Annotated in this window: 11 protein-coding genes and 1 pseudogene; 4 read left to right on the top strand and 8 right to left on the bottom strand. The window is 28.8% G+C overall.

Annotated features, from left to right (window positions below; genetic code table 11):
* Positions 1-88: 88 nt before the first annotated feature.
* From NQ543_RS06485 to NQ543_RS06505, 5 genes are all read right to left on the bottom strand, one after another.
* Positions 89-1,675 (bottom strand): IS1182 family transposase, encoded by a 1,587-nt coding sequence (locus NQ543_RS06485; protein ID WP_004609179.1) that lies wholly within the window; start codon positions 1,673-1,675, stop codon positions 89-91.
* 88 nt (positions 1,676-1,763) lie between these two features.
* The gene (locus tag NQ543_RS06490; protein WP_004609180.1) at positions 1,764-2,606 is read right to left on the bottom strand and encodes a class C sortase; all 843 of its coding nucleotides are present in this window, start codon (positions 2,604-2,606) and stop codon (positions 1,764-1,766) included.
* Positions 2,607-2,611: 5 nt separating this feature from the next.
* Positions 2,612-3,463 carry a class C sortase gene (locus NQ543_RS06495; protein WP_004609181.1) on the bottom strand — a complete coding sequence of 284 codons (852 nt, stop codon included), beginning with the start codon at positions 3,461-3,463 and terminating at the stop codon, positions 2,612-2,614.
* A 48-nt stretch (positions 3,464-3,511) separates the two neighbouring features.
* Positions 3,512-5,272 (bottom strand): SpaH/EbpB family LPXTG-anchored major pilin, encoded by a 1,761-nt coding sequence (locus NQ543_RS06500; RefSeq protein ID WP_004609182.1) that lies wholly within the window; start codon positions 5,270-5,272, stop codon positions 3,512-3,514.
* A gap of 37 nt (positions 5,273-5,309) precedes the next feature.
* Positions 5,310-7,847 carry an MSCRAMM family protein gene (locus NQ543_RS06505; protein WP_004609183.1) on the bottom strand — a complete coding sequence of 846 codons (2,538 nt, stop codon included), beginning with the start codon at positions 7,845-7,847 and terminating at the stop codon, positions 5,310-5,312.
* Positions 7,848-8,223: 376 nt separating this feature from the next.
* On the opposite strand from NQ543_RS06505, the gene NQ543_RS06510 reads away from it, so the two are divergent.
* Together NQ543_RS06510 and NQ543_RS06515 are read left to right on the top strand one after the other, a co-directional pair.
* A complete protein-coding gene (locus NQ543_RS06510) occupies positions 8,224-8,970 on the top strand; it encodes a LytR/AlgR family response regulator transcription factor (RefSeq protein WP_039903742.1) in 747 nt (248 codons plus the stop codon).
* Between the two features lie 3 nt (positions 8,971-8,973).
* Positions 8,974-10,296 (top strand): O-antigen ligase family protein, encoded by a 1,323-nt coding sequence (locus NQ543_RS06515; protein WP_004609185.1) that lies wholly within the window; start codon positions 8,974-8,976, stop codon positions 10,294-10,296.
* A 73-nt stretch (positions 10,297-10,369) separates the two neighbouring features.
* On the opposite strand, the gene NQ543_RS06520 is transcribed toward NQ543_RS06515, so the two are convergent.
* The 3 genes from NQ543_RS06520 to NQ543_RS06530 are packed head-to-tail and all read right to left on the bottom strand — an operon-like array spanning position 10,370 to position 11,143.
* Entirely contained in the window at positions 10,370-10,639 is a 270-nt protein-coding gene (locus tag NQ543_RS06520) for a hypothetical protein (RefSeq protein WP_050752807.1), read from the bottom strand.
* A 20-nt stretch (positions 10,640-10,659) separates the two neighbouring features.
* Positions 10,660-11,022: a reverse transcriptase domain-containing protein gene (locus NQ543_RS06525; RefSeq protein WP_259935256.1), complete on the bottom strand. Its 363-nt coding sequence runs from the start codon at positions 11,020-11,022 to the stop codon at positions 10,660-10,662.
* The gene (locus tag NQ543_RS06530) at positions 10,964-11,143 is read right to left on the bottom strand and encodes a reverse transcriptase domain-containing protein (protein ID WP_336254210.1); all 180 of its coding nucleotides are present in this window, start codon (positions 11,141-11,143) and stop codon (positions 10,964-10,966) included. Before NQ543_RS06530 ends, NQ543_RS06525 begins: the two co-directional genes overlap by 59 nt.
* Positions 11,144-11,331: 188 nt before the next feature.
* On the opposite strand from NQ543_RS06530, the pseudogene NQ543_RS12115 reads away from it, so the two are divergent.
* Both NQ543_RS12115 and NQ543_RS06535 read left to right on the top strand, forming a co-directional pair.
* Positions 11,332-11,481: pseudogene (locus NQ543_RS12115) on the top strand (hypothetical protein); the annotation flags it as partial.
* Between the two features lie 82 nt (positions 11,482-11,563).
* Positions 11,564-12,124, top strand: coding sequence for an IS3 family transposase (locus tag NQ543_RS06535; protein ID WP_259935739.1), 561 nt, complete (start codon positions 11,564-11,566; stop codon positions 12,122-12,124).
* The last annotated feature ends 11 nt before the right edge of the window (positions 12,125-12,135 follow it).

Here is a 12,135-nt window from a genome sequence, read left to right on the forward strand (position 1 = left end):
AGATAAAAAACAAAGTTATCCATATTTAGATAACTTTTTTGGTACTATAAAAACATCATGTGCTTTTTACATGTTTTTATTTAGCTTTTTAGGAAATTGATATTTCCTTCTTTTTCATCTTTTTATTGTGGTATTTGCGTATATTATAGGCAATCCCTATTAACAGCAGTTCTGTTTTTACATTTATGTTTCCTCTTCTTTTTAATCGGACATAATCCATATTCTGCTTTATTATTCCAAATGTCCCTTCTGACTGTATACTTCTTTGCTTTTTCATCTCTTTTCCTTCTTCGGTTCCAAGATTTTCATCTACTTTTTCCTGCATTTCATTTAAGGCATAATTTATCTGTATTTTTCTTTGCTCCTTTGCCTTTGTGCATTTTTCTTTTACTTTACAGTCATGACATTTACCACATTCGAATACTCTGCTGATTTGTAGATATTCACCTGCTGTGTTCCATCTTTCTTCTTTTTCAATATTAAATGAATGTCCCTGTGGGCAGACTTTAAATCCCTTTTCATCATATTCCCAGTTCATCTGATTATATATTTTCTTTTTAAATTCCTTTGTATTCTTTTTTGCATAATAATTATACTTTAATCCCAGTTCCATCCCGTTTATGACATTAAAAAGCAAATTATCATAGCTTCCATATCCGGCATCGCCTATTGGCCATTTTGGATAACAGCCGTATCTTTCTTTATATTTTTTCATAAACGGTATATATGTTTTTGTATCAGCAGGATTTGAAAATATATCCATATGCATAATATATTCATCACTTACACCTATTTGCAGGTTATATCCCGGTTTAAATATACCTGTATGATTATAATAGTCATACTTCATGTTCATCATGGTAGCATCATGATCAGTCTTTGAATAACTGTTCCTGTCGCCACATATGTTCAATGATTCTTCATATCTCATTAATTTTATATAGATTTCAAGAAATTCATCATAATATTTCTGTAATAAGGAACGTCTTTTGCCTTTTCCGTATACTATTTCTATATTTTGTCTTATCATCAGTTCCATTAACTGTTCTGCAATCAGTCCTGTATCATCAGCAGAATATCTTGATTTTATATCATATTTAAAGTTAAGATCATCATTTAATCTTATGATCAGATCTGTCACTTTAAGAAATGCTTTTTCCTGATAGCCTAGAATAGCTTTTTTCCAAACAAAACTGTTTTTCCTTGCATTGGCTTCTATCTTAGTTCCATCAATATAAAGTTTAGAAATATCAACATCATCTAATTCAATGATTCTTTTAACAACATCATAAAAAATATCTTCGATAGACATCGATAATTTTTCTGATATAAATCTTTGAAAAGCCATGAAAGAAGGAGTTTCATCATTAGCCAGCCACATATATCGGATATCATATCTGCATAATTCTTCCATTTTTCTTAATTCATATTGACCGTTTATAAATGCAAACAATGTAACCTGTAACATCATATTAGGGTCGTAGCCCCTGTTGCCTCTATGGGGGCAGTTAAAATACTTTGAAGTGTTAATTCCTTTCATAATTTCTACGAAAGATGTCACCGGATCATCTACAGGAACAACTGTAAAAAAATCTAGTGGAAGTTTACATTGAAATGTATTATAATAAGAATTGTCAATCGGGTAATTAGATTCTATTATTTTTATATTTTGCATAATCTAATTATACCAAAAATAGCACTTATACTCATCTGAGTTTAAGTGCTATTTTTTTATTTTTGGTCAAACACATTATTTTAATGCGTTACAGCCTCTTTGTTTTTTTGATTAGTACAAATATAAAAATTATTAATATTAATAATAAAATAAATGGTAAATATCGCTCAATCATAATATCATTTTTAGAAGATTTAACAACTTTTGACCCTTGATGTACTACACTATTTCCATCTTTTTTATACTCATCTTCTCTAACACAATAGACAACATATCGTTGATAATTTCTACGATAAGGATGACAAGTAATCAAAGTAATCATATCTTTACCTTCTTGAATCAATATTTTTTCACTTTCTGAGGGTAAAATTATTTGAATATCAGATACAATATATTTAATCTCTTGCCAATAATTGTTAATCGTTATTTCATCACCAACTTGTAAATTCTCAATATCTCTAAAAAATGGTACCCCACGATATCCTCGATGACCAGCTAAAACACTGTTTGTATTTTTTCCGCCAATTGGTAAAGAAGTATTTGCGAGAACTGTAATTCCTTTTGCCATATTTTCTTTAGACGCCCCTAAATAAACCGGCATTTCAAGATTCATCTTTGGAATAGATATAGTTGCAAAAACATCATTTTTAAAATCATAATCACCAATTACAAAATCCTTTTGATCAAAAGTCCAAGCATCACTAATACCGTTTTGCCCATCTTTATACAATTTATTATTGTAATCTTCCATCATCTCAAACAACAAATCATGTGTATCAAAGTTTTTTTCTTCTTTCAAAACTTCAAAACTTTCTATTTCCTTTTTAGCATCATTATTTACCATCCAAGAATTAACATATGGAAACAAGAAAAAACACAAACCTGCTAAAAAACCAATACCAACAAGCACCATCAGAATTTTTCTAACCATTACTTTTACCTCCGTAATACCCTTTTAACTCTTTTTAATACGACAATAAAAATAATAATTAATACAATAATTCCAATCCCACTTACAATCGATTTAATATATTCTTTAAACCATACATCATTATTAGCTTTTTTACTTTCTTGTTTTTCTAAATCTGGATTATATTCAACTCGATGACCTCTAACCAATAAACGATGACTGTTAATTCCATAAGGTGTACATGTAACTAAAGTTACATAATCCTGCCCTGGAACAATCTTTAAATCATTAGTTTCATTAGGTTTGACCACGTTTATTTTATCAACTTCATAAGCTAATACATCATCTAATACATGAATATAAAACAAATCATCTTTTTTTAAATCTGCTAAATTAGTAAACAATTCTGCTGTAGATAACCCTGAATGAGCTGATAGAACTGCGTGTGTATCAATACCACCAACTGGAAAAGATGTACCTACTAAATGTCCTACACCCTTTAACATGTGTTCACTATCAGTACCATGATAAATTGGCAAATTAACATCGATTTTTGGAATATTGATATATGCCATTACCCCATCATCAGTATAATTTAAAATATCATAATACACATCATCAGCCATGTCAATAGCACTTGGATCAAAGGGATCAGTCAAAACAATTGTCTGATTTAATTTACGATTATAAGCATTGGCTAATTCCAACTCTTTTGCAATTTGTTTCGTATCAATTTCCTTAATATCTTCAGTATAATCATTGATAACTTGGATCTGGTTTCTTCTAGAATAGATATTACTAATTAATGGATATAAGCTAATTATTAAACCAATACAAAAACCTACTATTAATATTATTCTAACTACATTTTTTTTCATAGTACCTCTTTATCAAATAAAGAACTACTAATGTAGTTCTTTTATATTTTAGTTTTCTTTTTTTCTTAATTTAACAAACGCTGTAGCCATACCTGCCATGATCAAAATACCACCAACAGCAAACATCCAAGTACCAGCGCCACCTGTTCTAGGTAAATTAAATCCTTTAGGGTTAACGATTTTTGTTACAGCCACAGATCCATCACCTATTTCAACATCTCCAAGAACTTCAGTAGGTAATTCAGTCACTTCATCTCCTGTTGTTAAAGTATATTTTACATCAGTAACTGCTTCTTTACCATCTTCATCAACACCTATTGTTTCAACAACATCTAATTGCATTTGACCATCTGGGATAATATATCCGTTAGGAGCTTTTGTTTCTACTAATGTATATGTTCCAGCTTCAAAACCAATTAAATAAGCAATACCATCTTTATCTGTAACAGCTGTTTTACCATCATTACTATTTATCACTAGTTGACCATTTTCATATTTATAAGTAACTAAAGGATTTCTTCCTTCATAATCACCATCAGGATCAGGTGCACCTGCATATAATTGGAACTCAGCACCTTCTAATTTATTTCCATCAGGGTCAACTTTGTTAATTTTTAAACCATAAACATAAGTTTCTGTTTTGTCCCATGGTTTAGAAGTATTCCATGTTTTATTGTTGTTTGTATATTCAAGATCAACTTGGTTAGGGTTACCTTCAACACCGATTACAGCATCTTCATTAATTCTTACTTGATAATTAAGTTGAAGATTATTATAAGCCATTATATCAGGATAATCAAAAACAAGAGTCATTGTCTTTCCATCATAACTAACTGCATAATCTCCATCGGTTACTGAATAATAAGTATATGGTTCTTCACCAATTGTTGTTTCATGTGTTTCTAAAGTACCTGGTTTCAATGTTTTACTTTCCCCACTGAAATTAGATACAATAATATCGATATTATTTTCAGGATCTCCTTCTCTATAGAAATCTAACCCTTTACTTAATGTATCGGTAATAATATATTTAACCATTTGAGTATTTGTAGAAGCATCATAATGAGGAATATCAGCATCTACTTGATATGTAAGAATATCGCCTACATTATTATCACTAATGTTTTCTTTTTTATCACCTTCAATAATACTTTTATCAACATTTACTGGTTCATCTTTTGGTGTAATTGTTAAATCAAAATTCCAAAATAATTTGTTATCTTCAGCTTTATTAACATCAACATATGGTAATGGTACTAACATAGATTTAGATGCAACACTTGCAGAATCACCAGAAGTACCAGTTTCAATAATAATATAGAAACCAATATCTAAAGTAACTTTTGTTTCCCCTGCTTCACTAACAGGAATTGTAGCAGTTGGTTGTATACTATTAGCTTCAATATAAGCTTGTACATCACTTGTGAACTTTGATGTTTCTTCAGTAATTGGATCAGTTACACCAATTAAATTACCTTCATCATCATAATTATTAATATTTAATTGGTTAGGCATAGTTGCAATTTTTTCCAAAGAATAAGCTTTACCCTCACCAATTAAATTAATAAAATTACTATTTACTGTATAATTATAAACATTTTGTCCTTCTTTTCCAACAGCATCTAAAATTTTATAAATGCTAAAAGTAGAACCTTCTTTATTAATTGTTATAGATCCAGTTGTTTTACTTAAATCAATTTCAGGGTTATCCTTTGGATCAACTTTATCAGATGCCCCTGCAGGCAATGTTAAAGCAAATCCAACTAGAAAAACCAACATTAAACTAAAAATCTTCTTAATCACTTTCATCGTCTTTTTACCTCTCCATAAAATTAAATAAAATAGTTTAACCCTTTTCTATTTTTCTTGTCTTTTTTAATAATATAACTGTTATTCCCATGATTACAATTCCAATTGCAGCAATTCTTGCCGTTATGCCAGCTCCAGTTTTTGGAAGATTGAAACCGACTTTATTAGAAATTGTAAATGTAATTGTTTTAGAATCAGATGAGAATGTGTTTTCAACACCATTTAAATCTTTGCTTAGATATTCAAATGGCAGTTTAAACACAACTTCCTCTGTAATTATTTCATAGCCCGGTGGAGCTGTGAGTTCCTTAATTTTATATTCTCCTTCACTTAGCTTTTCAAAGAAAGCTAAACCATGTTCATTAGTAATAGAAGTCTGGATTGGTTCACTACTCCATTCACCACTCGCTTCTTTTTTAAATAAACCAAACTCTGCTCCAACCAATTTTTCATTAGTTTCAGCATCGATTTTGATTACTTTTATATTATAAGTTTCATTAACAATTGTATAACCATCGTCTTGATTTCCGATTAAATCACTATTGTCATCAGTTGAATTAACAACGATTTCAAAAGTATTGTTAATTGCATCTACAGTCAAAATCCATGTTGTTTCAGTTGGTAAATAACCATCTGGAACAGTAGTTTCTTTCATTTTATATTTTCCCGTATTTAATTTAGTAAATCTAACTTTTCCTTCACTATCACTAATAGCTTTACTAGTCCAGTTACATCCTTCATCTGTTAAATATTTAGGATCATCAGTATGAGGATCCGTGCAGTTTGTATAACCGCCATTTTTATCCTTACATTTTTCAGTATGCTTGTGCATACATTCTAATTTAAAAGTTGCCCCTGGTAATGGCGATAAGTTCAAATCACCTTTTTCATCAAAGTCTCGACTAGCTTTATCAAATTCAACATCCATCATTGGTCTAGGATCTGAAGTCTGGAGTTCTTTGTTATGAATAAAATGCGCATTTATTGTTACTTGTCCATCAATAACCCCTGGATTTTCTTCATTACCTTTATTAGAATTAATCCAGTCAGTTACCCATTTTGCAGCTTCTTCAGGCGAAGCAAACGGGGTATTAGCATCTGGCCCTGTAACATTTAGCGTAATAAATTCTTGCCTTTCACGATCAAAATATGTAAGTTCAATATTTTCTAACTTATAATTAGGATCAGCAGCATAATCTGGATCAACATTTATACTTACTTCAACATCATTAGAATAACGATCGATATAAACAGTATTTGGGTCTTCTTTGATGTCTCCAGCATTTATATTTAAATCTTTATCTCCACCAGTTACACTAATAGTTGTTTTATCAGCAGTAATATTAAAGAAAATTGGATTTTCATTAATCAAGAACCCCTCTGGTGCTTCAAATTCTTTTAAATAATATTCACCGACTCCTAAATTATCATCAACATAAAACTCACCATTTTCATCAGTAATATATATTTTATCAGAAACTAATTCATCATTTTCATAATCTTGATCACCGTCATTATAATATAAATGATACTTAGCCCCAACAACCTTTTTACCACTATTATCACTAGTAGCAGATTTTGTTACTTTAACATTTGTTTTAAAAGTTTTATTGGCAACGACTGGCATATAGATACGTGATATAAAGTTTGTTCCATACCCATATGATATGGCATCTCTGACTGTAAATCCGCCACCACCATAATCAATATACTTAAAAAATTTTATCGCATTTTCAAGAGAAACTCCCAAAGAACCAGTAACTTTACCACTATGTTTGATATTATCAATTTCAAATATATCATTATCCAACGCTTCATAGTTTAACGCAATATCATTATTAACTGTAGTTCCTTCCCAAATAATTTGAGTTGAATATGGATCTTTAGAAAATTTTACTCGGTTATCTTCCTCATAGATTTCTGGTGTGTCCACTTTTAAATTTACTGACCAATCAACAGCTCCTGTTTTAATGGCATTTAAATAGTAACCTTCAAACGATGCTGCAGTTTGTATACCAATAATTATATGAATCTGACCAACACATTGTTTATAATTTGAAATTGGATTTCCAGATAAATTGAGTACCATATTATATTCTTGTCCTTCACAATACCATTCACGCGCTTCTTCATCTGTAATACCAGTAATCTGTGTAATATATTCGATTGATAAAGGCCTTAGATCACCAATTTCATTCTTTATACTTGTAGCTGGTGCATTTGGCTGGTTGCTTAAATCAATTAATGTTGCATTTTTCAGCCACTCAATACCATAAATACCTTTAATTCCTCGATTAGCAGCATCAATAGTTCCTTCATATTCCATTAATATCTGCCTTACATCTTTGGTTTCATCACCGAAGTAATTAGCTGATACAAAGGAATCATATATTGCCGTTGCAAAATTTTTATCTTCAATTCCCGCTTCCATAATTTGATCTACACCATTATCCTTATCAACACTATCAATTGGTCCTTGAGGAATATTAGCATCTGCAGAAGACATAACTGTAATTATTGAAAACACTAAAATCACTGCTAATTGCAAAATAAATAACTTTTTGATTCTATGCATTTTATCACCTCCTTTTTTTCTAAATATTCTTCATAAATATCTAATTAGAGATAAATAGCCTAAGAAGTAATTCAGTCTACATGAATCATAGCTTATTTATCAAATCCAAAGATAAATTACATCCTGGCAACATAAGTATATCATCTTACCTAAAGTAAGTAGTTGTTTTTACTTAAAAACAAAATAAATACACTTAAAACATGTAACTTTTATCAAATATCAACCTTGAATATATATCCTATAATTAAATAGATATCATAAAATTTTTATAAAAAAAATTAATAATTAATTTCACCTCTATAGAAAAAATCAACTAAGTATGGTAAACTGTCAAGCGAAACATATTGATAAACGTTTAACAGAGGGGAAATATTTTATGTATAAAATTATTTTATATAGTGACGAAAAACAAACAATCGAAGAAATTTTTAATCAGCATATGCCATATATTACTAAAAACTATTTTAAAATAATTACAATTTCATCTGATTTAGAACTAAATGAATATAATAATGATGTTACTAGTACCGTTAATATATATTTTCTAGATCTAACTTCTAAAAACATTGAAAAAGTTTTATATATCAGCAAGTTAATTCGTAAAATCAACCCTTACGCTTTTATTATTTTCATAAGTAATAATACTAATTACTTACCTGAATATTTAGATATCTTACCATTTGCTATTTTACCAAAGCCAATTGAAAAAATTAAATTTTTATCACTTATGTCATCAATTCTTAGTTTATTAAGTCATCAGGACTTAAGTTTATTAGAAATTAAAACAAAAGATGGTATTACTACGATTGATCATCGTTTAATAACTTTTGTTGAATATGAAAATCATTATCTATTTATCCATACTAAGCATGGTTCAACAATTAAATCAGCAACAATTAGAACCTCTTTTAAAAAATGGATGAAACCATTATTAAAATATGATTACTTTATTTCTCCACACAAATCATATTTAGTAAATATAGACTATGTTTATAAAATAATGAATAATCATACTTTTATTATGACAACTAAAGAAGTTATTCCTATTGCTAGTCAAACATTTACTAAAATAAAAGCTAAATATCTAAAATATATTAGAAAAAAATATGTTATTGGTAATTAGTATATGAAAAAATATTTATTATCTCATAAATATTTTAGAGTAGCTTTTATCCTATATACTTTTATCAATACCCTAGCTTTAGGATATTTTGGTATTAGCAATACATTTTTATCAATAACTATAATTATTTGGGGAGTTTATCTTGTTATTAATGATATTTCCCATAAACAAATAAATATTAATAAAAATTTTATATACATTAGTACTTATGGCATTATTTTATTACTAGCAACTATCTTAAATCAAAAATATAGTGATTTAAAATCATATATTCTTGCTATTATTCAATTAATTATATTTTTCTTACTTTTTAATAATAAAAAATCAACCACAATATCATCAATAAAAAAAGAAATTTCACTAATTATTCCTTTTACAAATATTTTAGTTGGTTTTGCAAGCTTTATTTCGATTATCATGTATTTATTTAATATTTATGATAGTAAAAATGGCTGGATTATTGGTACATCAGGAAATCGTTTATTTGGTATATATTTCAATTGTAATCCAGCTGCATTTTTAGCCTGTATAACAATTTTATTAGCAATATTAGCAATCATTTATAATTATCGGTATAAAAAATTATATTATATTAATATTGGAATTCAAATCATTTATATTTTACTTACTAAATGTCGTAGTGCTTTAATTATTCTTGCTTTAATTGCTACTGCATTAATTTATTATTTCTTTTTAAAAGAAAAACAATATCCTAAACTAAAAAAAATAGGTATTATATGTATATTATGTATATCAATTATTTTTGGTAGTTTAGTAATTGATAAAGGAATTAATGCTATTTTTAATCAAGAACCAATCCAAGAAGAAAGTAGATTTCAAATATCAAAAGTTATTGAAGCTACTTATTCATTATTTACCGGTGATAGTTCTAAAGCGCTTGAATTACTTGATCAAGTTAGTAGTGGTAGATTAGAATTATTGAATACTTCTTTTGAAATTTGGCTAAAAAGTCCAATTATTGGAATTGGTGCAAATAATTTTAAAAAAATGGGGATGGACCAAACAGATGGTACAACCATCCAATCAATTCAAGTAGTTCATAGTCATAATGAATTTGTTGAAGCATTAGTTACTACAGGAATTATTGGTTTTATCTTGTTTGGATTATTTTTTATTTCTTGTTTTAAACAAATAATTTATTTATTAACTAAATATAATGATAAACATTATTTTGGTCTTTTAATTTTTAGTTTGATTGTCGTTTGTGAAGTAATTGGTGGGCTGTTTGATTATGGTGTCTTTTATAATTATTCACTCTCTACAGCTATTGCTTGGATCTTTCTAGGATATCTGAATTTATTTTAATTGAATAGGGGCTAAGAATTAAAATCTTTCGCCCCTTTCACAACACCGTGCGTAGGGTTCCCTACACGGCGTTTCATAAGTTTATAGAGTTGTAATAATCTAGTGCACTTATAAATCCGTATATTTTTAATACTTCATTTGTAAGTGTCCTTTTTAGTATGAAGCTATTGGCGATGTGCCAGTAGCTTTTTCTTGTGTTTGCCCATTCCCATGCCTTACTTTTATTAATACCTAGTTTTTGTAAATTTCTATACCTTGTTCTTACTAACTTCCATCTTTTCCAATATATCATTCGTATTCTTCTTCTCATCCATGAGTCTATTTCCCTTAGATGTTTACTCATATTCGCTATCCTATAGTAATTCACCCAACCTGTAATGTATTCTTTAACTCTTTAGCTAATTCCTTACTTGATATTGGTCGGTTCCTTTTGGTGATTTCCTTTATTCTCTTTTTCATCTTTTCTTTAGATTTCTTGTGAACAGTGATTCGTACATTACCACTCTTCTCTATATAAAATCCAAAGCCCAAGAATTTTATATCAGTAATATAGGCTACCTTTGTCTTCTCTTGGTTCACTTTTACAAATAATTTCTCTTCTAAATATCTTGTCACTGTTTCTTTGACTCTCATTGCACTTCTTTTACTTTTGAATAGTATGACACAGTCATCTGCGTACCTTACAAATCGATTTCCTCTTCTTTTCCATTTCTTTATCAAATTCATTAAGATATATATTTGATAATAATGGGCTGAGTGGCCCACCTTGGGGTACTCCTTTTGTAGTTTCTTCAAACTTATGTTTTACTATGACTCCTGCATTGAGATATTTATGTATGAGTGATATAACTCTTTGATGCTAGAATAAAAACTGTACCAGTTAAATGGAAGAACTAGCTAGTATATGATACAATGTCATAAGCTTAAATCAAAAATAGAAAAGGGGTATATGATGATGACTAAACCAACATTTACAGATGAATTTAAACAGGAGTTGTTCAATATGTTTTAGAACATCCTGATGAATCTAAAGTAGCTATAGCTAAACAGTTTGGTATTGCTGATAGCACTGTTCATAAATGGCTTAAAGATGCCAGTAGTAATGACGGCGTAATTAATTCAAGAGGAAGCGGTAATTATTCAAGTGATGAAGCTAAAGAAATTGCCAGATTAAAAAAGAACTGAAAGATACACAGGATGCTTTAGAAGTCCTAAAAAAGGCTATTGGCATACTGGGCAATTAACTAAGCAGGATCTTTATAAAAGGATAAAAGAAAAATCTAAAAAAGATAAACAGACTTCAGTTACCGGTATGCTAAAAAAATTACAACTGAGTAAATCAGGATATTATGAATATTTGAAAAGAAAACCATGTAAACAAAAAATCAGAAAAGCTAGAATCACAGAAAGAATCAAGAAAATCTATAAGGATTCAAAAGAAATATATGGAGCTCCTAAAATAACTGAAATACTAAAAAAAGAGGGAGAAAAAATAAGTGAAAAATATGTAGGAAACATAATGAGGGAAAACAATATTAAAGCTCATTATATCAAACCATATACAATAACAACAAAAGACTGTGATTTTTCAAATAAACTAAAAAATATTCTAAACCGAGATTTTAATCCAAAAGCACCAAATCAGGCATGGTGTACTGATATAACATATATCTGGACAGCAGATGAAGGATTTGTATATTTAACCAGTATAATGGATCTCTATTCAAGAAAAATAATAGCATGGACATTAAGCAAAACATTAGAAGTAGATGAAGTATTAAAATGTCTGGAAACAGCTAAAAAAGAAGAAAAAGCGCAAAACCAATAGTAATCCATGCA

The sequence above is a fragment of the Thomasclavelia spiroformis DSM 1552 genome (assembly GCF_025149465.1).
GTDB lineage: Bacteria > Bacillota_I > Bacilli_A > Erysipelotrichales > Coprobacillaceae > Thomasclavelia > Thomasclavelia spiroformis.

What these genes read in the sequence shown, in the direction of transcription:
- NQ543_RS06520 (WP_050752807.1), bottom strand. Translation starts at nt 10,639, where the DNA reads ATGAGTAAACATCTAAGGGAAATAGACTCATGGATGAGAAGAAGAATA.
- NQ543_RS06485 (WP_004609179.1), bottom strand. Translation starts at nt 1,675, where the DNA reads ATGCAAAATATAAAAATAATAGAATCTAATTACCCGATTGACAATTCT.
- NQ543_RS06505 (WP_004609183.1), bottom strand. Translation starts at nt 7,847, where the DNA reads ATGCATAGAATCAAAAAGTTATTTATTTTGCAATTAGCAGTGATTTTA.
- NQ543_RS06525 (WP_259935256.1), bottom strand. Translation starts at nt 11,022, where the DNA reads ATGAATTTGATAAAGAAATGGAAAAGAAGAGGAAATCGATTTGTAAGG.
- NQ543_RS06495 (WP_004609181.1), bottom strand. Translation starts at nt 3,463, where the DNA reads ATGAAAAAAAATGTAGTTAGAATAATATTAATAGTAGGTTTTTGTATT.
- NQ543_RS06490 (WP_004609180.1), bottom strand. Translation starts at nt 2,606, where the DNA reads ATGGTTAGAAAAATTCTGATGGTGCTTGTTGGTATTGGTTTTTTAGCA.
- NQ543_RS06515 (WP_004609185.1), top strand. Translation starts at nt 8,974, where the DNA reads ATGAAAAAATATTTATTATCTCATAAATATTTTAGAGTAGCTTTTATC.
- NQ543_RS06500 (WP_004609182.1), bottom strand. Translation starts at nt 5,272, where the DNA reads ATGAAAGTGATTAAGAAGATTTTTAGTTTAATGTTGGTTTTTCTAGTT.
- NQ543_RS06510 (WP_039903742.1), top strand. Translation starts at nt 8,224, where the DNA reads ATGTATAAAATTATTTTATATAGTGACGAAAAACAAACAATCGAAGAA.